General features: G+C 71.2%; 17 protein-coding genes. 9 read left to right on the forward strand and 8 right to left on the reverse strand.

All coding sequences use genetic code 11. The features are described 5' to 3' along the window. Nucleotides 1–17: 17 nt before the first annotated feature. From ABZ930_RS17700 to ABZ930_RS17710, 3 genes are all read right to left on the reverse strand, one after another. Entirely contained in the window at nucleotides 18–965 is a 948-nt protein-coding gene (locus ABZ930_RS17700; RefSeq protein WP_361548640.1) for a DNA-3-methyladenine glycosylase 2 family protein, read from the reverse strand. A 265-nt stretch (nucleotides 966–1,230) separates the two neighbouring features. Beyond that, complete coding sequence (locus tag ABZ930_RS17705; RefSeq protein ID WP_361548642.1) at nucleotides 1,231–2,313, reverse strand: NDP-sugar synthase; 1,083 nt, start codon at nucleotides 2,311–2,313, stop codon at nucleotides 1,231–1,233. Nucleotides 2,314–2,402: 89 nt separating this feature from the next. Further along, entirely contained in the window at nucleotides 2,403–3,761 is a 1,359-nt protein-coding gene (locus tag ABZ930_RS17710; protein ID WP_361548644.1) for an N-acetylmuramoyl-L-alanine amidase, read from the reverse strand. A gap of 287 nt (nucleotides 3,762–4,048) precedes the next feature. On the opposite strand from ABZ930_RS17710, the gene ABZ930_RS17715 reads away from it, so the two are divergent. The 4 genes from ABZ930_RS17715 to ABZ930_RS17730 all read left to right on the forward strand — a co-directional run bounded on the left by ABZ930_RS17715 (nucleotide 4,049) and on the right by ABZ930_RS17730 (nucleotide 9,848). Further along, nucleotides 4,049–4,774 (forward strand): TIGR03089 family protein, encoded by a 726-nt coding sequence (locus tag ABZ930_RS17715; RefSeq protein WP_361548646.1) that lies wholly within the window; start codon nucleotides 4,049–4,051, stop codon nucleotides 4,772–4,774. Between the two features lie 97 nt (nucleotides 4,775–4,871). Further along, nucleotides 4,872–6,179: an LCP family protein gene (locus ABZ930_RS17720; RefSeq protein ID WP_361548648.1), complete on the forward strand. Its 1,308-nt coding sequence runs from the start codon at nucleotides 4,872–4,874 to the stop codon at nucleotides 6,177–6,179. A gap of 246 nt (nucleotides 6,180–6,425) precedes the next feature. Beyond that, nucleotides 6,426–8,093, forward strand: coding sequence for an LCP family protein (locus tag ABZ930_RS17725; RefSeq protein ID WP_361548650.1), 1,668 nt, complete (start codon nucleotides 6,426–6,428; stop codon nucleotides 8,091–8,093). Between the two features lie 87 nt (nucleotides 8,094–8,180). Next, the gene (locus ABZ930_RS17730) at nucleotides 8,181–9,848 is read left to right on the forward strand and encodes an LCP family protein (protein WP_361548652.1); all 1,668 of its coding nucleotides are present in this window, start codon (nucleotides 8,181–8,183) and stop codon (nucleotides 9,846–9,848) included. 65 nt (nucleotides 9,849–9,913) lie between these two features. Here ABZ930_RS17730 and ABZ930_RS17735 read toward each other — a convergent pair whose 3' ends face one another. Beyond that, a complete protein-coding gene (locus ABZ930_RS17735) occupies nucleotides 9,914–10,963 on the reverse strand; it encodes a glycosyltransferase family 2 protein (RefSeq protein WP_361548654.1) in 1,050 nt (349 codons plus the stop codon). Between the two features lie 234 nt (nucleotides 10,964–11,197). Here ABZ930_RS17735 and ABZ930_RS17740 point away from each other — a divergent pair, with 234 nt between their 5' ends. Then, the gene (locus ABZ930_RS17740) at nucleotides 11,198–12,559 is read left to right on the forward strand and encodes an LCP family protein (RefSeq protein ID WP_361548656.1); all 1,362 of its coding nucleotides are present in this window, start codon (nucleotides 11,198–11,200) and stop codon (nucleotides 12,557–12,559) included. Between the two features lie 93 nt (nucleotides 12,560–12,652). Here the strand turns inward: ABZ930_RS17740 and ABZ930_RS17745 are convergent, their stop codons facing one another. Beyond that, entirely contained in the window at nucleotides 12,653–13,219 is a 567-nt protein-coding gene (locus ABZ930_RS17745; protein WP_111665864.1) for an acyl-CoA thioesterase, read from the reverse strand. Between the two features lie 120 nt (nucleotides 13,220–13,339). On the opposite strand from ABZ930_RS17745, the gene ABZ930_RS17750 reads away from it, so the two are divergent. Then, a complete protein-coding gene (locus tag ABZ930_RS17750; protein ID WP_361548658.1) occupies nucleotides 13,340–14,602 on the forward strand; it encodes an LCP family protein in 1,263 nt (420 codons plus the stop codon). A 71-nt stretch (nucleotides 14,603–14,673) separates the two neighbouring features. Here the strand turns inward: ABZ930_RS17750 and ABZ930_RS17755 are convergent, their stop codons facing one another. Continuing rightward, nucleotides 14,674–15,831, reverse strand: a complete 1,158-nt coding sequence (locus tag ABZ930_RS17755) for an acyl-CoA dehydrogenase family protein (protein ID WP_351444061.1) — start codon at nucleotides 15,829–15,831, stop codon at nucleotides 14,674–14,676. Between the two features lie 175 nt (nucleotides 15,832–16,006). Here ABZ930_RS17755 and ABZ930_RS17760 point away from each other — a divergent pair, with 175 nt between their 5' ends. Beyond that, nucleotides 16,007–17,332: a UDP-glucose/GDP-mannose dehydrogenase family protein gene (locus tag ABZ930_RS17760; RefSeq protein ID WP_361548660.1), complete on the forward strand. Its 1,326-nt coding sequence runs from the start codon at nucleotides 16,007–16,009 to the stop codon at nucleotides 17,330–17,332. Nucleotides 17,333–17,340: 8 nt separating this feature from the next. Here ABZ930_RS17760 and ABZ930_RS17765 read toward each other — a convergent pair whose 3' ends face one another. Continuing rightward, nucleotides 17,341–18,108, reverse strand: coding sequence for a helix-turn-helix transcriptional regulator (locus ABZ930_RS17765; RefSeq protein ID WP_361548662.1), 768 nt, complete (start codon nucleotides 18,106–18,108; stop codon nucleotides 17,341–17,343). Nucleotides 18,109–18,228: 120 nt separating this feature from the next. On the opposite strand from ABZ930_RS17765, the gene ABZ930_RS17770 reads away from it, so the two are divergent. Further along, nucleotides 18,229–19,347 (forward strand): MFS transporter, encoded by a 1,119-nt coding sequence (locus tag ABZ930_RS17770; protein ID WP_361548800.1) that lies wholly within the window; start codon nucleotides 18,229–18,231, stop codon nucleotides 19,345–19,347. A 112-nt stretch (nucleotides 19,348–19,459) separates the two neighbouring features. Continuing rightward, a complete protein-coding gene (locus ABZ930_RS17775; protein WP_361548664.1) occupies nucleotides 19,460–19,828 on the forward strand; it encodes a VOC family protein in 369 nt (122 codons plus the stop codon). A gap of 7 nt (nucleotides 19,829–19,835) precedes the next feature. Here the strand turns inward: ABZ930_RS17775 and ABZ930_RS17780 are convergent, their stop codons facing one another. After that, on the reverse strand, nucleotides 19,836–20,903 hold the full coding sequence (locus tag ABZ930_RS17780; RefSeq protein ID WP_361548666.1) for a membrane dipeptidase: 1,068 nt from the start codon (nucleotides 20,901–20,903) through the stop codon (nucleotides 19,836–19,838). Nucleotides 20,904–21,360 lie beyond the last annotated feature (457 nt).

Here is a 21,360-nt window from a genome sequence, read left to right on the forward strand (position 1 = left end):
CCCTCACGGGGCGCCTTCTACCACTCCGCGATGTTCACCTTGCGCATCTTCGGGTGTCTGCGCGGGGGTGAGACTCCCGACAGGAGGATCAGGCGGGCCGCCCGGTGGCGCTGGCCCTCGTACGGGGCCAGCAGTTCCAGCATGTCGTCGTCCGTCGCGTCGCGGTTGCCCGCCAGGGCGTAGCCGACGATGCCGGGCAGGTGCAGGTCGCCCGTCGTGACCTCGTCCGGGGCGCCGTTCGTGCGCTGGATCGTCTCGGCCGAGGTCCAGGGGCCGATGCCGGGGACCAGTTCCAGGCGGGCCCTCGCCCGTACCGGCTCCATCGCCGCCGCCTCCTCCAGGCGGCGGGCCACCTGGGCCGCGCGGATGATCGTCGACGCCCGCTTGTTGTCGACGCCCGCCTTGTGCCACTCCCAGGACGGGATCCGGGTCCAGGTGTACGGGTCCGGGGGGATCCGCATGCGCAGTTCCTGGCCGCCCGCCGGGCCCGGGGCCGGTTCGCCGAACTTGTGGAGCAGGAGACGGTACGCGCGGTAGGCCTCGTCCGTCGTGACCTTCTGCTCCAGGATCGACGGGATCAGGGACTCCAGGACCAGGCCGGTGCTCGTCAGGCGCAGGCCGGGGCGGCGGCGGGCCGATTCGGCGAGCAGGCGGTGGCGGGGGGCGAAGGGGGCCGGGTCGTCGCCTTCGCCGAGCAGGGCCGGGATGCGGTCGAGGAACCAGGTCGCGCCCGGGCCCCAGGAGGCGGCTCGGACCGTGCCGTCCGGGGTGGAGGTCAGGCGGAGGGTGGCGGGGCCTTCGGGGGTGCGGCTCGTTCGCCACAGGGTGCCGTCGGGGGTGGCGCGGAAGGTGGGGTCCGCGGGGCCTCGGCGCAGGGGGCCGAGGATGAGGCCCAGGTGGAGCGGGGACGGGGGCGTGTAGGTGCGGGTGGCCGGGGCCGCCGTCGGCGCCGTGGGGTGGGGCACTCGGAGGTCGCCGCCGCGCACTGTGGTGCGGGTGGGTGCCGGTGCCTGGGGGCGGGGGGTGTATCGGCGGCCTGCCACTGGGGTCCTCGGGTGGGGTGGGTGTGCCCTTCGAGGGTAGGGGGTCGGGGCGGGCGGGGAGAGAGGGTCGCCCCCGCCTCCCCTTCCCGTCCCGAAACCGGGGGCTGCGCCCCCGGGACCCGCCGCGTTCGTTGTCGGGTGCCGGTCCGTGGGGCTTCTCGCGCAGTTCCCCGCGCCCCTTACGGGGCTACTGGTCGGATGAGAAGCGGACCGAGCCCGCGGGCAGGGTCGCGTCGCACCAGACGCGGACTCCTGTCTGGAGTTCGTTGTCGGCGCCCACGTGGGCGCCGTCGCCGATGACCGCGCCGGTGAGGACCGTGCGGGCGCCGATGGTGGCTCCTCTGCCGATGAGCGAGTCCGTGATCACCGCGCCGGGTTCGACGACCGCGCCGTCCAGGAGGGTGGAGCCGGAGACCCGGGCGCCCTCGCCCACGCGCGCGCCGGCGCCGACGACCGTGCCCTCGGTCAGCTTCGCGTCGGGGGCCACCACGGCCGATTCCAGCACCAGGCGCTCGCCGCAGCGGCCGGGGACGGCCGGGGACGGGGCGCGGCCCAGCACCAGGTCAGCCGAGCCCCGGACGAACGCCTGCGGGGTGCCGAGGTCCAGCCAGTACGTGGAGTCGACCATGCCCTGGAGGTGGGCGCCGGAGGAGAGGAGGTCGGGGAAGGTCTCGCGTTCGACCGAGACCGGGCGGCCCGTCGGGATCGTGTCGATGACGGAGCGGCGGAAGACGTACGCGCCCGCGTTGATCTGGTCCGTCACGATCTCCTCGGGGGTCTGCGGCTTCTCCAGGAAGGCCGTCACCCGCCCCGTCCCGTCCGTGGGGACCAGTCCGTACGCGCGCGGGTCCTCGACCCGGGACAGGTGCAGCGAGACGTCCGCGCCGGTCGACTCGTGCTCGTGGACCAGGGCGGAGATGTCCAGGCCCGTCAGGATGTCGCCGTTGAAGATCAGGACCGGGTCGTCCGGTCCCGAGCGCAGGTGCGAGGCCACGTTGCGGATCGCTCCACCCGTGCCGAGGGGCTCGACCTCGGTGACGTACTCCAGGTGGAGGCCGAGGCGGGAGCCGTCGCCGAAGTACGGCTCGAAGACCTCGGCCAGATAGGAGGTGGCCAGGACGATGTGGTCGACGCCCGCCGCTTTCGCGCGCGCCAGCTGGTGCGTGAGGAACGGGACGCCCGCCGCCGGGACCATCGGCTTCGGCGTGTTCACGGTGAGGGGGCGCAGTCTGGTGCCCTTGCCGCCGACCAGGAGGATCGCTTCTGTCACCTGTCGTCTCTGCTTCCTGCTGGGGCCGGCCGAACTGTCTTTCGGCCGGCCAGTGTATGCAGACCGTTCGAGCAGCCCGGGAGCCGGCGTCAGCGACCCTGGAGACGGGCCGAGCTGCTACGGGCCGTGCCGAGCTTCTTGTAGAGACGGCGTCCCGGGCATTCGGTTGCGAACCCGTCCCGGTGACCGGAGATCACCTTCAGCCGTACATTCTTTCCCTTCTTGTACAGATTGCCACCGCCCGACTTCAGAGTCGTCGTGCCACGGGGGTTCGCCCCGTAGAGGCCGAGTTTCCAGGCCGTGAGGCGTGCGATGGCGTTCACCGCGGCCGCCGGAGGGTTGGAGCTGCCGAAGGTGCCGAGAACGGCGATGCCCGTGCTGTTGGTGTTGAAGCCGAGGGTGTGGGCGCCCATGACCGGTTTCGTGACGCCACCGGCCCGGCCCTCGTAGATGTTTCCGCACTTGTCGACGAGGAAGTTGTAGCCGATGTCCCGCCAGCCGCTGCTCTTGACGTGGTAGCGGTAGATACTGCGAATGACGGAAGGGGCCTGTGAGCAGCGGTAGTTGTTGCCGGAGGCGCTGTGGTGGACGAAGGCGGCCTTCACCGTCTTCGTGTAGCCGAACTGGCGCTCGCGCAGCTTCTCGTCGGCGCCCCAGCCCTTGCGCGTGATGATCCGCGGGCGCGGGCCGACGTAGGGGCGGGCCTTGGTCGCGTCGGCGTCGCCGCCGCGGGCCGAGATGAGGTCGTCCTCCGTCTCCTTCTTCGTCAGGGCGGGGATGACGGTCGCGCCGAGCGGGGCGAGGTCGGCGTTGACGGCGGAGGCGGCGGCGGTCTCCGCGCCGAGCGTCGCGCCGCGGGGGCCGTCGGCCTCGGCGCCGGCCGCCGGGGGCTCCTCCCCCGGGTCCACGAGTTCCAGGCGCAGGCCCTTGGGGAGGGGTTCGGCGGCCTGGTCCGCGGCGCGGGTTCCCGCCGGGGGTTCTTCGGCCTTGACCCGGACCTCGACGCCGTCGGAGTCGCCGACCCAGAGCGGGGCCGTCGCGCCGCGGACGGTGCTCGACGTGTGTTCCGCGGTGTCGGGGTCGGGGGCGTCGTCGTTGTGGGTCTCCACGTCCTGCCAGGTGGACCAGGTGGAGGTGCCCGTGGTGCGGGTGCGGACCTGGACCTGGCCGTGGAGCTGGGCGTTCGGGTTGTCCCAGACCACGCCGACGAGGGAGAAGGGGCGGACGTCGCGGCGGGGCAGGCCCTGTTCCTGTCGCTGCCGCGGGGCGGCGGACCGGGTGCTGTCGCCGGTCGTCGCCAGGGGGGTGAGGGGGAGGGACTGGGTGGTGCCCGGTACTGATTCCTGCGCCGCGGGCTTTGCCGCGTGCGCGGCTGTGGGCAGGGTGAGGGGGAGGGTGAGGGCGGCCGCGCAGGTGACGCCGATCGAGGAAGCAAGAAAACCACGCATGCCCACGATCGTGGACATAAGTGGGTGATTCCGGCTATCGGGGCGGGTCATATGGGTGCCGGAAGTGGGGTGGCGGTGTTGGGGGGTGACGGGGTGTCCGGTTCGGCGGGGTGTCCGGGTGGCGCCGTGACGGGGCTCGGGCCTGACAGGTGCTCACCCCGCACCGGGGGCCGCCTTGCCCACCCTGCCGCCCTTGGCGGCAGATTGCCCAAGGCTCGGACGGGTGGCGGCGGATTGCCCGAGGCTGCGGGGGCGGGGCCTAGGGTGGGGGTGTGAATGATGTTGTGTTGACGCCTGGGCGAGTGCTGGACGAGGCGCTGCGGGGCGATCCCGGTCGGCCGCTCGTCACCTTCTACGACGACGCCACCGGGGAGCGGGTCGAGCTGTCCGTGGCCACGCTGGCCAACTGGGTGGCCAAGACCGCCAATCTGTTGCAGGGGGACCTGGGCGCCGAGCCCGGGGACCGGGTCGCCGTGCTGCTGCCCGCGCACTGGCAGACCGCGGTGTGGCTGCTCGCCTGTTCGGCGGTCGGCGTCGTCGCCGACGTCGGCGGGGACCCGGCGAGCGCCGACCTCGTCGTCACCGGCCCCGACACCCTGGACGCCGCGCGCGCCTGCTCCGGCGAGCGGATCGCGCTGGCCCTGCGGCCGCTCGGCGGGCGGTTCCCGCAGCCGCCCGAGGGGTTCCTCGACTACGCGGTGGAGGTGCCGGGACAGGGCGACCGCTTCGCCCCCTTCGTCCCGGTCGACCCGGAGGAGATCGCACTCGCCGTCGGCGGGGAGGAGTTCACCGGCGCCGAGGTCGTGGCGAAGGCCCGCGCGGAGGCCACCGCCCCCGGCGCGCGCCTGCTGTCGGGGCTCGATTACGACACCTGGCAGGGACTGTCCGCCGGGCTGTACGCGCCGCTGGCGACCGGCGGTTCGGTGGTGCTCTGCCGCCACCTGGACCAGCTGAACGACGAGGGCCTGGCCCAGCGCGTGGAGAGTGAACGGGTCACGGCGACCGTCAGGTAGCCCGTTCGGCTCAGCTCCCCCGGCCGCGCACCGCCGACGGGTCCATGGTCGTAGAGACGCGTTCCATGTCTTCTACGTCGCCGAGGGGGATCCGCACGTGACCGACTCTGCCGCCACGCCGCCGACCGGACCCGGTGCCGGTGCGTCGCCCACCGGCGCCTGGCGGACGCGGCGGCGCAGGAGATGGCTGCGGAACGCGGCGATCGGCGTCGCGCTGCTGGTGCTCGCGGCGGGCGGTGTGGGCTGGGTCGCGTACGACAAGCTGAACGGGAACATCACCGCGGACGAGGACGCCGCGACCGAGCTGGCCCGCTACGACAAGGAGCGGCCCACCGTCCTGGTCGACGGGGCGCAGAACCTGCTGCTCATCGGGTCCGACTCGCGGGCCGGCGACAACGGGAAGTACGGGCACAACGACGGCACCCAGCGCTCGGACACCACGATCCTGCTGCACGTCGCCGCGGACCGGAAGAGCGCCACCGCCGTCTCCTTTCCGCGCGATCTGATGGTCGACGTACCGGCCTGCCACAGGTCCGACGGCTCCCAGATCGAACCGATGTTCGCGATGTTCAACTACGCCTTCGAGGTGGGCGGTTCGGCCTGCACGATCCGGACCGTCGAGAAGATGACGGGGGTCCGGGTCGACCACCACATGGTCGTGGACTTCCAGGGGTTCAAGAACATGGTCGACGCCGTGGACGGGGTCGAGGTCTGCCTGGACAAGCCGATCGACGACAAGGACGCCCATCTGAAGCTGGCCGCCGGGCGCCAGCGCCTCGACGGCGAGCAGGCCCTGGGCTACGTACGCGCCCGCAAGACCCTCGGCAACGGCAGCGACACCGACCGGATGGACCGCCAGCAGCGCTTCCTCGGCGCGCTCGCCACCAAGATGCAGAGCAGCGGAGTGCTGCTGAACCCGGCGAAGCTGTACCCGGTGCTGGACGCCGCGACCTCCGCGCTGACCACCGACCCGGGCCTCGCCAGTCTGCGCGGGCTGTACGACCTCGTGCGCGGGATGCGCGACATCCCGGCCGACCGGATCCAGTTCCTGACCGTGCCCCGCGAGTCGTACGTCTACAACGCCAACCGCGACCAGCTGATCCAGCCCGCCGCCGACCGGCTGTTCACCCGGATCCGCACCGACGCCCCCGTGACGGTCGCGAAGGAGACGCCCGCCGAGGTGCGCGCCGAAAGCCGGCAGGGGGACGACAGTTCGGACGAGTCCGGAATGTCGGATGAGGGCGCATACGACGAGGACGACGGCGACTACGGGTACTCCGAGGACTACGAGGACTACGAGGACGACGGCAAGCCCGGCGCCCACGGCCCCGGCGGCAAGGGCCCCTCCCCCTCCCCCACCCCTACTTTCCGGGGCAACACGGCGGCCCAGGACGCCTGCGGGTAAAGGTCAAGTCATCAGCAGGCACACAGGTTTCAAGAAATGGTCCGGATTGCCCAGTTGTAGGGGAGTGGAATTTGTCACCGTCGTCGCTTGACGCTGAACTGGGCGGATAGTGTGAGCGATCCGGTGCACCCGGCCATGCCTCGATACTTCGTCGGCGGGGTCGCGCACTGCTTACCGACTTAGACCGGGCGCCCGCTTTGAGGGGGGTGGGGCGCCGCGTGGCCCCGACGGAGGATGCAGAAAACCGTGGACGCGCAAGGCCGTGGGCGGGCTGACAACAATGTCGATCCCGCAGACCAGTGGGTGCTCAATCCCCAGACTGGCGATTACGAACTGCGACTGACTCCTTCCGGAGGGCAGTCGGCGGTGCCGAATCCCCGCCGCAGCGCGCCCCGGCGCGAGCAGCAGCAGGAGGTGCCTCCGCAACGCAGGAGGCGTGAGCCGCAGCAGCCGGCGCAGGCCGCCGGCCGCCGCCGCTCGAAGCCGAAGAAGAAGTCCAAGGGCAAGAAGATCCTGCTCTGGACGAGCGGCGGTCTGGCCTTCGTCGTGCTCGCCACGGCTGCGGGCGCCTACTTCTACTACGAGCACCTCAACGGCAACCTCACCGTCACCGACACTCCCGAGGCGAAGAACAGCTTCAGCAAGGACGAGGCGTTCAACGTCCTCATCATCGGTACGGACAAGCGCACCGGTAAGGGCAACGAGGGCTACGGAGACAAGGGGAGTGTCGGCCACGCCGACACCAACATCCTGCTGCACGTCTCCAAGGACCGGTCGAACGCGACGGCGCTGAGCATCCCGCGCGACCTGATCGTGGACATCCCGGACTGCACGGACGACGACGGCAAGGTGATCCCGGGCACCAGCCAGGTCCGCTTCAACACCAGCCTCGGGCAGTACGACCGCACCCCGGGCTGCACCATGAAGACGGTGAAGGCGGTCACGGGCATCACCCCGGACCACTTCATGATGGTCGACTTCAACGCGGTGAAGACGCTGACCAGCGCGGTCGGCGGCGTCCAGGTCTGTGTCGGCAAGGACGTGGACGACAAGGAGTCGCACCTCAAGCTCAAGGAGGGCACGTCCACCGTCGAGGGCGAGCAGGCCCTCGCCTTCCTGCGCACCCGGCACAGCTTCGGCAACCAGGGCGACCTGGACCGGATCAAGGTGCAGCAGCAGTTCCTCGGTTCGCTCGCCCGCAAGATGAGCTCCAGTGACACGCTCACCAACCCGTCCAAGCTGACGAGCCTGGCCGAGGCCGCGACCAACGCGCTCACGGTCGACCAGGGCATAGGAACGCTGAACAAGCTCAAGGACGTGGCCCTGGAGCTGAAGAAGGTCCCGACGAAGAACATCTCGTTCGTCACCACGCCGGTCCTGGACAACCCGGCGGAGAAGGTCAAGGCGACGGTCGTCGTCAACGAGGCGACGGCGCCCGAGGTCTTCAACGCCATCAAGAACGACGTGTCCCTGACGGAGACGAAGAAAAAGAAGAAGGCCGCCGAGTCGGCGAAGCTGAAGGGCACGAAGTCGGAGGCGTCCGAGGTCCGCGTCGACCTCTACAACGGCAGCCTGAAGACCGGCGCCGCGCAGGAGACCCTCACCTGGCTGCAGAACAGCGAGGGTGTCAGCAAGTCCAGCCAGCTGGGCAACAAGCCGACGCAGAAGAAGACGACGCTGGAGTACTCGCCCGACCAGGCCGACCAGGCCAGGCGGCTCGCCGACATCATGGGGCTGCCCGCTTCCGCGATGAAGCCGGGCAAGAGCGAGAAGAACGACCAGGGCCTGCCGGCGGTGATCCTCATCCTCGGCCAGGACTTCGAGGGGGCGGGCACACCCATCGACGGCGCGTCGGCGAAGGCGCCGAAGGTCGACGGGCAACAAACAGCGGACAAGACTGTGTGCGCGTCGTGACCAACCTCGGCCGCCCTTCGACTGTCTGAACAGAAGACAGCGGGGCGGCCGAGACATGGGCGCGGGGGCGGGGAGGGCGGGGAGGACATGGGGCGAAGTGGTGTGCGCGGGGAGCGTTCACGACCGAGTGGCCACGGTGCGTCGACGGCGGGAGCCGGTGATCTTGGCTGGGACGAGTCCCTGTACCAGGACGCCGGGGACGCGGTGCCCGGGCCTGGCGATCGCAGACCACCGGGTCACCGGCACAAGGGTGGCCGCGCGAAGAAACGCAGAGGCTTTCGAATACTGCGCTGGACCGCGGGCACGCTCGCGGTCCTGGTGCTCGTCACGGCGGGCGCCGGCTATCTCTGGTACCGGCATCTGAACAACAACATCAAGACCGACAAGCTCAACATCGGCGAGCACAAGGCCGCGAAGCCCACGCCGAACGCGGCGGGGCAGACCCCGCTGAACATCCTGCTGATCGGCTCCGACAGCCGGAACAGCAAGGAGAACCTGAAGCTCGGCGGGTCCAAGGAGAGCGTCGGCGCCGCCCCGCTCGCGGACGTCCAGATGCTGCTGCACCTGTCGGCCGACCGCACGAACATGTCGGTGGTGAGCATGCCGCGCGACACCCTCGCCCAGCTGCCCAAGTGCACCGACCCGGAGAGCGGCAAGGTCTACGAGGCGACGGCCACCCGGCAGATGGTGAACACCTCGCTGGGCCGCGGCGGTCCCGGCTGCACGGTCGCCACCTGGGAGGAGATGACCGGCATCCACATCGACCACTTCATGATGGTCGACTTCTCCGGTGTGGTGTCGATGGCGGACGCGGTCGGCGGTGTACCGGTCTGCGTCAGCGCCAATGTCTACTCGCGTAACAGCCGCGGTGAGGGCTCGGGCCTGAAGCTGAAGGAGGGCACGACGTCCGTCAAGGGCGAGCAGGCTCTCGCGTGGCTGCGGACCCGGCACGGCTTCGAGGACGGCAGCGACATCGCCCGCGCCAAGGCGCAGCACATGTACATGAGCTCGATGGTGCGTGAGCTGCGCAAGAACGCGACGTTCAGCCACCCCAACAAGCTGCGCACCCTCGCCGAGAAGGCGACGAAGGCGCTGCACGTCGACGACGGCCTCGACACGGTCAAGAAGCTGTACGACCTCAGCAACGAGCTGAAGAGGCCCGAGCCGAGCCGGATCACGATGACGACGATGCCGTTCGTGTACGTGGGCGCGCGGGTGGCGCCGAAGGAGCACGACGCGGACGCGCTGTGGAGCCTGATCAAGGAGGACGTCTCGCTCGACGGCAAGGACAAGAAGAAGAAGTCGCAGGACGAGACCTCCGACGACCCTGCGGCGGCCGACGACAAGATCGCGGTGCAGGTGCTCAACGGCACCCGTACGGCGACGACCGCCCCGGTGCCCGGCCGGGCCTCGCAGGTGGCGCAGGCGCTCGTGGCCAAGGGCTTCACCAAGACGGTACGGGACCAGTCGCAGACCCTCGCCGAGGAGAAGACGGTGCTGCGCTATCCGTCGTCCGATCTGCAGGGTGACGCCCAGGCGGTCGCCAAGTCCCTCGGGATTCCGCTGAGTTCGGTGAAGAAGTCGACGGACGTCTCCGGGGTGACGCTGATCGTGGGTGCCGACTGGACGACCGGGAACGCCTACCCGAAGTCGGCCGCCGACGAGGACGCGAGCAAGGCGCTCGACAAGGAGCAGACGCAGAACGGCGCGGACGACTCCAAGTGCATGAAGGTCGAGCCCGGCTACACCTGGTAGGACCCGTACGACGTGAGGGGCGCGGAAGATGAACTCCCGCGCCCCTCACGTCGCATGACGAGCCGTCAGCCGGTGGCGAGGACCGCCGGGCGGCGCGACGCGATGACCTTCTTCGCCAGCGACTTGGGACTGGTGAGGAAGCCCCAGCCCCACGTCATGTGCATGGTGGCGAGGGCGACCGGGATCTGGGCGCGCGCCTTCAGCGGCAGCCCCTTGCCCGCGGGGACGGAACCGGCCGCGATCGCCGCGAGGTACCCGGCGGGGATCACGAAGCCCCACGGGGTCAGCGCGGCGCCGACCACGATGCCCGCGGCGATCGCGCACACGGCGGCCGGCGGGGCGAGGTAGCGCAGGTTGATGGAGCCCGAGTGGTAGCGGGCGACGACGTGCCGCCAGCGGCCGTAGTCCTTGTACTGCTTGGCGAGCGCCTTCACCGAGGGCCGCGGGCGGTACGAGACCTTCAGCTCGGGCGAGAACCAGATGAGCCCGCCGGCCTCGCGGATCCGGAAGTTCAGCTCCCAGTCCTGGGCGCGGATGAACTCCTCGTTGTACCCACCCTGCTGCTCCAGCGCCTCGCGCCGGAAGACGCCGAGGTAGACCGTGTCGGCCTGCTGGGCCTGGCCGCCGGTGTGGAACACGGCGTTGCCGACACCGATCTTCGAGGTCATCGCGGCGGCGACGGCCTGCTCCCAGGCGTTGGTGCCCTCGGCGTGCATGATGCCGCCGACGTTCATCGCGCCGGTCTCCTCCAGGAGGCGGACCGCGGTGGCGATGTACCCGGCGGAGAGCGCGGCGTGGCCGTCGACGCGGACCACGACCGGATGGCGGGAGGCCTTGATCGCGGCGTTCAGCGCGGCGGGGGTGCGGCCCGTCGGATTCGGCACCGTGTGGACGCGCTTGTCGGCGGAGGCGGTCTCGGCGACCAGCTGCGCGGCGATCTCGTCCGTGCGGTCGGCGGACGGACCGAGGGCGAGCACGACCTCCATCGGGCCGTCGTACTCCTGCGCCAGGATGGCCTCGACGGCCTCTCGCAGGTGCCGCTCCTCGTTGAGGATGGGCATGATCACGGAGACGGCCGGAAGCTGCTGCCCGGCAGTGTTGGCGGTTGCGTTCATCGGACGTCACGTTACCGCTAATGGGGGACACCGGCGCGCGCCGCCCGTCTCACTACCGCGGGCCGCAGATCGTATCGGCCTACGGTGCCAGGGTCTGTCCCACGCCCACCTTCTCGGAGGTGTCCCCCGGTGCCCACGCCGCCCCGCTCCCCCGCCCGTCCGCAGCGTCAACCGCGGCCGGGCCAGGGCCGCCGTCCGGTCCGGCCACCGCGCAGGAGGAAGCCCCGGTGGGCGATGCGGGTGGCGACCACGTTCTCGGTGACGGTGCTGGCCGCCGCCGGGGTCGGGCACGCGCTCGTCTCCGGCCTGGACACCGGCATCCAGCGGATCGACCCGTTCAAGGACATGAAGAACCGTCCCGCCGCCGGGCACGGCATGAACGTGCTGCTCGTCGGCACCGACGGCCGGGACAAGATCACCGAGGAGGAGCGGCAGAAGTACCGGCTCGGCGGCTCGCCCTGCCACTGCACGGACACGATCATGATCGTGCACATCTCGGACGACCACGAGCGCGCCTCCGTCGTCTCGCTCCCCCGCGACTCCTACGCGGAGATCCCGCCGCACACCGACATGAACAGCGGCGAGGAGCACCACGAGCACCCGGTGAAGATCAACGCGGCGTACGCGGAGGGCGGGCCGCAGCTCACCGTGCGCACCGTCGAGCACATGACGCACGTGAAGATCGACCACTATCTGGAGGTCGACTTCACCAGCTTCATGAAGACGGTCGACGAGCTCGGCGGCGTCAAGGTGTGCACCACCCGCCCGCTCAAGGACTCGTACACCGGTCTCGACCTGGGTGTGGGCAGCCACGACCTCGACGGCGGGCAGGCTCTTCAGTACGTACGGGCCCGGCACCTGGACGGCGCGGGCGACCTCGGCCGGATGCAGCGCCAGCAGCGCTTCCTGGCCTCCCTCATCGCGAAGACGACCTCGTCCGGGGTGCTGCTGAACCCGGTCCGCTTCCGTGACGTGGCCCGTACGCTGCTCAGCTCGGTCCGCGCCGACAAGGGGTTCGGCAGCGACGAGATGGTCGATCTGGCGCGGGCGATGCGGAACTTCTCGCCCTCGTCGTCGGAGTTCACGACGGTGCCGATCGGCAACATCAGCTATCCGGTCAAGGGCATCGGCTCCACCGTGAAGTGGGACGACAAGAAGTCCGGGAAGCTGTTCCAGGCCCTGCGCGACGACAAGCCGCTGGCCCCGCACCGGGCGAAGAAGAAGGCGACCGTCGTCGATGTCGCGCCGCAGCAGATCCGCGTACAGGTGGAGAACGCGACGGCGACGGCCGGGCTCGGGAAGAAGGTCGACGCCGCGCTGCGGGGCACCGGGTTCCGCACGACGGGCGCGCCCGCCAACGCCGACGACCGCACTGCCGCGCACACCACCGTGCTGTACGACCCGCGCTGGGACCGGTCGGCCAAGTCGCTGGCCGCCGCGGTGCCGGGGGCCCGGATGCGGGCCGTCGACGGTCAGGGGGCCGTGCTCAAGGTGGTGGCCGGCGGGGACTGGCGCGGGGTGCGGGCTGTTCGGGCCGAGGATGCGTCTGAGGGTGAGTTCGGGGCTGTCACCGGGGACGAGGTTTCTTGTTCCTGATGGCCGGATGGGGTGCGGGACTCGGGGCTCCGCCCCGGACCCCGCTCCTCAATCGCCGGAGGGGCTTGATTTGCCCCCGCCGGAGGGGCTTGATCAGAGGTCGTCGTTCAAGCCCTCTGCGATGCGCTTCTCGCGCAGTTCCTTGATGGCTCGGCGGCGGGCCAGGCGGTGCTGGCGGCGGATCTGGGCCTCCTGGTTGCGGCGGCGGTCCTTCTCCGTCTCCATCTCCACCGGGGGGACGGGGCGCGGCTTGCCGTCGGCGTCGACCGCGGCGAAGACCAGATAGGCGGAGCCGACGCGGGTGGGCGGCGTCGACTCGTTCCACCGCTCGGCCAGGACACGGACGCCGATCTCCATGGACGTACGGCCGGTCCAGTTGACCTGCGCGCGCACGTGCACGAGGTCGCCGACGCGGACCGGCTCCATGAAGACCATCTCGTCCATGGAGGCGGTGACGGCGGGGCCGCCCGAGTGACGGCCGGCGACCGCGCCCGCGACGTCGTCGACGAGCTTCATGATCACGCCACCGTGCACGGTGCCGAGCAGATTGGTCTCGGCGGCCGTCATGATGTGGCTCAGCGTCGTGCGGGAGGCCGAGACCGGCTTGCCGGGGAGGGTGTCCTCCGGGGCCGCTCCAGGCGATATGGCGTGATCAGTCATGGTTCAACTGTATGGCCCCCCGACCAGGCCAGCCGTCTTTGTGTCAGCTCTGCAACAGCCCTGGTCCGATTTCTCACACGCTCTTGTGGGGCACACAGCGGCTCCCTGCACACTGTTCCAATGAGCGATTGGCCCGACGGGCGGAGCGACAGGCAGAGCGGCGGCGGCCGCGGCGGCTACGGCCGTGGCAGCGGGAGCGCACGTCCCGAGGGAGCACGCGTCATGCCGCAGGTACGGCGCCCCGTACCCCAGCAGCAGCCCGCGTACGACGACGGGTACGGCGACAACGGGGGCAACGGGTACGACAGCGGCTACAACACCGGGCAGGTCTACGGCCAGCCCAGCCGCGCGGGCGGGGGCGGCGGTGACGACTACGGGCCGCCGAGCGGGCGCCCCGCGCGCACCCCGAACTGGCGCAAGCGCATCAAGTGGACCGCGATCACGCTGGTCACGGTGCTCGTGGTGACCAGCGTCGTCACCTACTTCTGGGCCGACTCCAAGCTGAACCGCGACGTCGACCTGTCCAAGGTGATCGAGCGGCCCGAGGCGGGCGACGGCACGAACTACCTGATCGTCGGCACCGACAGCCGTGAGGGCATGTCCGCCGAGGAGAAGAAGAAGCTGCACACCGGCTCCGCCGAGGGCAAGCGCACGGACACGATGATGATCCTGCACACGGGGAGCAACGGGGACACACTCGTCTCCCTCCCCCGCGACTCGAACGTCACGATCCCGAACTTCAAGGGCGCCGAGTCCGGCAAGCTCTACCCGAACACGGGCCGCCAGGTGAAGCTGAACGCCGCCTACGCGGAGGACGGCCCCGAGCTGCTCGTGCGCACCGTCGAGTACAACACCGGCCTGCACATCGACCACTACGCGGAGATCGGCTTCGGCGGCTTCGCGGGCATCGTGGACGCGGTCGGCGGCGTCGAGATGAACCTGAAGGAAGGCTTCAAGGACAAGTGGTCCGGCGCCGACTTCGAGGCCGGCAAGCAGACCCTCGACGGCCAGCAGGCCCTCGCCTTCGTCCGCACCCGGCACGCCTTCGCCGCGTCCGACCTCCAGCGCACCAAGAACCAGCAGGCGTTCCTGGCCGCGCTCGCCCACAAGGTGGCCTCGCCGAGCACCGTCATGAACCCGTTCAAGCTCTACCCGACGCTGGGCTCGGGCCTGGACTCGCTCGTCGTCGACAAGGACATGAGCCTGTGGAACCTGGGCTCGATGTTCATGGCGATGAAGTCCGTCTCCGGCGGTGACGGCAAGTCCATGAACATGCCGGTCAACGGCTCGACCGGCGGCAATCTCCTCTGGGACAAGGCCAAGGTCAAGCAGCTCGTCGAGCAGTTCAACAACGACGAGAAGGTCACCGTGACGAGCGACTGAGCCCGTCCGGACACGTGTGAAGGGGCCCCGCCGGTCTTCGGCGGGGCCCCTTCGCGCACGTACTGATACGGCTACGGCAGGTTGCGCGCCATGACGATGCGCTGGACCTGGTTCGTGCCCTCGTAGATCTGGGTGATCTTGGCGTCGCGCATCATGCGCTCCACCGGGTAGTCACGGGTGTAGCCGTAGCCGCCGAGCAGCTGGACGGCGTCCGTCGTGACCTCCATCGCCGTGTCCGAGGCGAAGCACTTGGCGGCCGCGCCCAGGTAGGTCAGGTCGGCGTCACCGCGCTCGGAGGCGGCGGCGGCCTGGTAGGTCAGGGCGCGGGCGGCGGAGATCTTCATCGCCATGTCCGCGAGCATGAACTGGATGCCCTGGAAGTCGGCGATCGCCTTGCCGAACTGCTTGCGCTCCTGGACGTAGCCCTTGGCGTAGTCGAGGGCGCCCTGCGCGACACCGAGCGCCTGCGCGGCGATCGTGATGCGGGTGTGGTCGAGGGTCTTCATCGCGGTGGCGAAGCCGGTGCCCTCGGCGCCGATCATGCGGTCGGCGGGGATGCGAACGTTGTCGAGGTAGACCTCGCGGGTCGGCGAGCCCTTGATGCCGAGCTTCTTCTCCGGGGCGCCGAAGGAGACGCCCTCGTCCGACTTCTCGACGACGAAGGCCGAGATGCCCTTCGAGCGCTTCTCGGGGTCGGTGACCGCCATGACCGTGTAGTACTCGGAGACGCCGGCGTTGGTGATCCAGCGCTTCACGCCGTTGAGCACCCAGTCGTCGCCGTCGCGGACCGCGCGAGTCTTCATGCCCGCCGCGTCCGAACCGGCGTCCGGCTCGCTCAGGCAGTACGAGAACATCCCGTCGCCCTTGGCCAGCGGGCCCAGGTACTTCTTCTTCAGCTCCTCGGAGCCGGAGAGGATGACGGGCAGGGAGCCCAGCTTGTTCACGGCGGGAATCAGGGACGAGGACACGCAAGCGCGCGCCACCTCCTCGATCACGATGACCGTGGCGAGCGCGTCGGCGCCCGCGCCGCCGTACTCCTCCGGTACGTGCACGGCCGCGAGGTCGGCCGCGACGAGCGCGTCCAGGGCCTCCTGCGGGAAGCGGGCCTCCTCGTCGACCGCGGCCGCGTGCGGGGCGATCTTCGCCTCGGCCAGCGCACGGACGGTGTCGCGGAGCATGTCGTGCTCCTCGGACGGGCGGTAGAGGTCGAAATCAGCCGATCCGGCCAAGGTTCTCACGCTCCAAGCGACGCTAATTACTGTTAAGTAACCCGAATTTTAGGTGTCTGCCCACGCAGGGGATACGTGAGCTATACGACAGCGGGAATGTGCCCCGTGAGCAGCCCTGGCACGCCCGACTATGCTCAGGCAGCGCAGATCAGCCCCCAGACCTCTGGAGCACCGCATGGCCCCCAAGATCACCGTGATCGGCACCGGCTACCTCGGCGCCACCCACGCCGCGGCCATGGCCGAGCTCGGCTTCGAGGTGCTGGGCCTTGACGTGGTGCCCGAGAAGATCGAGATGCTCACGCGGGGCGAGGTCCCGATGTACGAGCCCGGTCTGGAGGAGATCCTCCGCAAGCACGTCGCCGGGATCGAGGGGTCCACCGGGCGGCTGCGCTTCACCATGGACTTCGCCGAGGCGGGCGCCTTCGGCGACGTGCACTTCGTCTGTGTGAACACCCCGCAGAAGCACGGCGAGTACGCGTGCGACATGAGCTACGTCGACGCCGCCTTCGCCTCCCTCGCGCCGCACCTGAGCGCGGGCGCCCTGGTCGTGGGCAAGTCGACCGTGCCCGTCGGCTCGGCCGCGCGCCTCGCCGAGCTGCTGCCCGAGGGCGTCGAGCTGGCGTGGAACCCGGAGTTCCTGCGCGAGGGCTTCGCCGTCGACGACACCCTGCACCCGGACCGGATCGTGGTCGGCGTGACGAGCGAGCGGGCCGAGAAGCTGCTGCGCGACGTGTACGCGACGCCGCTCTCCGAGGGCACGCCGTTCGTCGTCACCGACTTCCCCACCGCCGAACTGGTGAAGACCGCCGCGAACTCCTTCCTCGCCACCAAGATCTCCTTCATCAACGCCATGGCCGAGGTGTGCGAGGCCGCGGGCGGCGACGTCGTCAAGCTGGCCGAGGCGATCGGCTACGACGAGCGGATCGGCCGCAAGTTCCTGCGGGCCGGCATCGGCTTCGGCGGCGGCTGTCTGCCCAAGGACATCCGGGCGTTCATGGCGCGCGCCGGTGAACTCGGCGCCGACCAGGCGCTCACCTTCCTGCGCGAGATCGACTCCATCAACATGCGGCGGCGCGGCGCGATGGTCGAGATGGCCCGCGAGGCGCTCGGCGGCGGCCCCTTCCTCGGCAAGCGGGTCGCCGTGCTCGGTGCGACCTTCAAGCCCGACTCGGACGACGTCCGCGACTCCCCCGCGCTGAACGTCGCCGGGCAGATCCACCTCCAGGGCGGCCAGGTGACCGTCTACGACCCCAAGGGCATGGACAACGCGCGGCGGCTCTTCCCGACGCTCGGGTACGCAGAGACGGCCCTCGACGCGGTGCGCGGCGCCGATGTCGTCCTGCACCTCACCGAGTGGCGGGAGTTCCGGGAGCTGGACCCGGCCGAGCTGGGCGCCGTCGCCTCGGACCGGCTGATCCTCGACGGGCGCAACGCACTGGACTCCGCGCTGTGGCGGGCGGCCGGCTGGACGTTCCGCGCGATGGGGCGACCCGCCGCCTGACCCACGGGCTACGCGCCCGGCGCCGTGCGCACGCCCGCGCGGTAGGCGCCCGGCGTGCTGCCCGCGGCTTGGGCGAAGGTGTGCACGAAGGCGCTGGTGGTCGCCCAGCCGCAGGCGTGCGCGGTGTCGGTGACGCCCGCCCCCTCGGCCAGCATCACCCTCGCCGTGAACAGGCGGGCGCGGGTGCGCCACTGCGGATACGTCATGCCGAACTCGTCGCGGAACAGCCGCGACAGGGTCCGCTCGCCGGTGTGCACCCGGGCGGCGAGCTGCGCCAGCGTGCGCGGCACGCTCAGGTCCTCCTCGACGAGCGCGCAGGCCTCGGCGAGCCGCCGGTCGCGGGCGGCGGGCAGGGCCACCGGCTCGGCCGTGACGCGGCGCAGCCGGTCGCGGAGCACCGCGTCGATGTGCCGGACCTCGGCGGGCGGCAGCGCGCTGCCGGTCCGGGCGATCAGCAGTTCACGCACCAACGCGTCGACGGCGATGACGGTCGGCCGCTCGGTGTACGGGAGCGGGGGCCTGTCCCGGGCGGGGAAGCCGATGGTGTGGAAGCGGCTCTGCCCGTAGAAGCGGTGCTCGTGCCAGGTGTTCGCCGGGATCCACACCGCCCGGTCGTTGCCCGCGATCCAGGATCCGTGCTCCGTGGTGATCGCGAGCACGCCCGCACTCACGTAGATGAGCTGGTGGTCGTCGTGGCGGTGCCGGTCGATGGTGTCGCCGCCGCCGCGGGACTGGGTGCTGGTCGGCGCGACGGCCGTGTGGCGGATCTGCGACATGGATCGGCAGAATACGGGAAGCGCGCCCGGGGTGCCGCTCGCCATCGTGGACGGGTGACCTCGATCCAGGAGACAAGCACCGATCAGGAGGCGGCCGGGCCGCCCGGACACTGGCGCCGGATGCGGATCTGGGCCTCCGCCCACGCCGTCGACGACTTCTACCAGGGGCTGGTGCCCGCGGCCGTCCCCTACTTCGTGCTGCAACGCGACTTCAGCTACGTACAGGCGTCGGGCCTCGCGCTCGCCGCGACCCTGGGCAGCGCCCTGCCGCAGGTGCCGATCGGGCTGCTGGCCGACCGCTACCGGCTGCGCTGGATGTCGCCGCTCGGCATCGGCCTGGCGGGGACCGGGGCGGGCCTGTCCGGACTCTCGCCCTCCTACCCCGTGGTGTTCGCGCTGCTGCTGACGGCGGGCGTGGGCATCGCGATGTTCCATCCGCCGGCCGGGCGCGACGCGCGCCGCGCGGCCGGCGGCAGCGCCACCGCGATGAGCTACTTCGCCGCGGGCGGCAGCGTCGGCTTCTTCATCGCCCCGGCCCTGGTCACCCCGGCCCTGGACCGCCTCGGGATGAACGCGACCGCGCTGTTCGTGCCCCCGGCCGTCCTGATGGGCTTCGTCCTGCTGCGCCACCACACCCGCGCCGCCACCGGGCCGGCGGCCGGGAAGGCGCGGCGCCGGGGCCGGGACCGGCCGGGCCTGTTCGCGGCCCTGACCGCCGTGGAGATCGTCCGCTCGACCATCTCCACCGGCCTCAACACGTTCATCTCCCTGTACTGGATCCGGCACCTGGAGGCGAGCAGCGGCCTCGGCGGTCTCGCCCTGACCCTGGAGCTGGGCGGCGGTGTGCTCGGCACCCTGCTCGGCGGCCGGCTCGCCGACCGGGTCGGCATGGTCCGTACGGTGCAGATCGGCAACGCCGCCATGCTGCCCGCGCTGTGGGCGATGCTGGTCTGCGACGACAAGTACGCCGCGCTGCCGCTGGCGCTGCTGGTCGGCCTGATCTCCAACATCCCGTTCGCCGTGCTCATCAAGCTCGGCCAGGACTATCTGCCCAGCAGGCCCGGGACCGCGGCCGGGGTCACCCTCGGCCTCGCCCTCAGCGCCGGCGGTCTGTTCATGCCGCTGCTCGGCATCGTCGCCACCCACCACGGCCCCCGGGGCGCGCTGACGGTCCTCGCCACGGTGCCGGTCCTGGCGATCCTGCTCTCGACGGCCCTGCGCGAACCGGACCGGCTCTAGGCCCGCGGGGCTCCGGTGGCAGTCGTGGGCCTCGCACGCCTTGAGGCGGGATGATGCGGTGACGACAGCGTTACCCCTTGAGCGGTTCTGTCGGTAACCCCTGGGAGGAATCATGGCCATCGCACGGCTGGGCGCCACCGTTCTGGACTGTCCCGACCCGCTCGCGCTCGCTCGGTTCTACGCGGCACTGCTCGGCGGCACCCCCGCCACGGACCCCGCGGAGCCCGACTGGGTAGACCTGGAGGTGCCGGGCGGGCATCCGCTGGCCTTCCAGGAGGCACCGGGGTACGCGCCGCCGCCCTGGCCCTCGGTGGGCGGCGCGCAGCAGTTCCACCTCGACCTGAAGGTCGAGGACCTGGACGCCGGCGAGAAGGAGGTCCTGGCCCTCGGCGCCACGGTGCTCGACAACGAGGACCGGACCCGCTCGTGGCGTGTCTACGCGGATCCGGTGGGGCACCCCTTCTGCCTGTGCGCCTGCTGAGCGGGCGTCAGGGCCGCGCCGTCGAGGGCCCCCTGCGCTGCCGGGCGGCCCGGGCGGTGAACTCGGCGACGCGCAGCACCCGTTGGACATTGCCCCAGGTGAGCAGCGCGAGGTCCTCCTCGGGCCAGCCGCGGCCCTGGAGTTCGGCGATCAGCGCGGGGTAGCCGGTGGCGTCGCCGAGTCCTTCGGGGTGGGCGTCGCCGGTGTCGTACATCCCGGACAGGCCGACCGACTCGGGGCCCGCCAGTTCGCGTACGTGGTCGAGGTGGTCGGCGACGTCGCGGAGCTCGGGGCCGGTCCGCGCGGCCGAACAGGGCACCAGGCACAGGCCCTTGCGCTCACCGAGTTCGGCGAGCAGGTCGTCGGGGACGTTGTCCGGGTGGTGGTTGAGGGCGCGGGCGCCGGAGCGGGTGAGCAGCGCGGGGGCCTTCGACACGGCGAGGGCGCGGGCCGCGGTGGCCCGGGCTGCGCCGGTGAGGTCGACGAGCATGCCGAGCCGGTTCATCTCCCGTACGACCTCTTCGCCGAACCGGGTCAGGCCCTGCTCGCACTCCGCCCAGGAGGCGCCGGCGAAGGTGAGCGCGCGCAGGCCGAGGGCGTGCAGGGCGCGCAGGGTGCCCAGGGATTCGCCGGTGGCGGCGGCCGGGGCCGGGCCGATGACGACGGCGATCCGGCCGTGGGCGCGGGCGTCCGCGGTCTCGGACGCGGAGCGGGCCAGGCGCAGGCCCTCCGGGTAGCGGGCGACGACGTTGTTGATCAGGTCGATCTGTTCCAGGACCGCGGTGAGGGGGCGGTCCGCTGTCGCGTCGAGGGCCCACAGGAGGGCGCCGGTGCCGCCGGCGCGCAGGCGCGGCAGGTCGCTCTCGACGGAGGTCTCCCCCAGTTCGAGGTCGTGCCAGGGCAAGGTGCGCAGCGTCTCCGGCAGGCCGCAGTATCCGTCGGCCACGGGGTGCCGGGACAGGAGGGTGTGGGGGTCGGGGGCGGGTGCGGGGACATTGACGGGGACGGGGGGAGCGGGCTGGTCCAGCTCGCCCGCCTCTGCGGGGGCGACGACTTCGCCCTGTAGGTCTGCCATGGCAGGCTCCGGAAAACGTGGGACGGCGTTCGCTTCACCGTCCCACGCGGGGCCCTGCCGGGCTCGACGGGCTGAGCCGAACGGGTCCCCTTCCCGGCACGGGCCACTGTCCGCCCCGCCAGGTCGCTCTGGGATCGCGGCCTGCTGTCCGTCCCGTCGGGCCCGCTGTGCACGCGGGCTGCTGTCCGCCCCGTCAGGGCGCTGCGACTGCGCGGGCCGCTCTTCGCCCCGACAGGGGCGCGGGACTGTACAGCGGGGCGCGCTGGGTCGCGGGTTACTACCCGCCCCGTAAGGGGCGCGGGGAACTGCGCGAGAAGCCCCACCGGGGCGCACCCGCCAACGGCGCTGCACCGAACGCCCCTTGAAGCGCTCACCCCGCGACGGGGCGCCGCCTTGCCCACCCTGCCGCCCCAGGCGGCAGACTGCCCAAGGCTAGGGGGACTCGCCCAAGGCAGCG

It is taken from the genome of Streptomyces sp. NPDC046716, assembly GCF_040645755.1.
GTDB lineage: Bacteria > Actinomycetota > Actinomycetes > Streptomycetales > Streptomycetaceae > Streptomyces.

Coding starts and splice junctions, on each gene's coding strand:
- ABZ930_RS17710 (WP_361548644.1), bottom strand. CDS start 3,761: ATGCGTGGTTTTCTTGCTTCCTCGATCGGCGTCACCTGCGCGGCCGCC.
- ABZ930_RS17765 (WP_361548662.1), bottom strand. CDS start 18,108: ATGTCGCAGATCCGCCACACGGCCGTCGCGCCGACCAGCACCCAGTCC.
- ABZ930_RS17770 (WP_361548800.1), top strand. CDS start 18,229: ATGCGGATCTGGGCCTCCGCCCACGCCGTCGACGACTTCTACCAGGGG.
- ABZ930_RS17760 (WP_361548660.1), top strand. CDS start 16,007: ATGGCCCCCAAGATCACCGTGATCGGCACCGGCTACCTCGGCGCCACC.
- ABZ930_RS17750 (WP_361548658.1), top strand. CDS start 13,340: ATGAGCGATTGGCCCGACGGGCGGAGCGACAGGCAGAGCGGCGGCGGC.
- ABZ930_RS17780 (WP_361548666.1), bottom strand. CDS start 20,903: ATGGCAGACCTACAGGGCGAAGTCGTCGCCCCCGCAGAGGCGGGCGAG.
- ABZ930_RS17745 (WP_111665864.1), bottom strand. CDS start 13,219: ATGACTGATCACGCCATATCGCCTGGAGCGGCCCCGGAGGACACCCTC.
- ABZ930_RS17740 (WP_361548656.1), top strand. CDS start 11,198: ATGCGGGTGGCGACCACGTTCTCGGTGACGGTGCTGGCCGCCGCCGGG.
- ABZ930_RS17775 (WP_361548664.1), top strand. CDS start 19,460: ATGGCCATCGCACGGCTGGGCGCCACCGTTCTGGACTGTCCCGACCCG.
- ABZ930_RS17730 (WP_361548652.1), top strand. CDS start 8,181: ATGGGGCGAAGTGGTGTGCGCGGGGAGCGTTCACGACCGAGTGGCCAC.
- ABZ930_RS17735 (WP_361548654.1), bottom strand. CDS start 10,963: ATGAACGCAACCGCCAACACTGCCGGGCAGCAGCTTCCGGCCGTCTCC.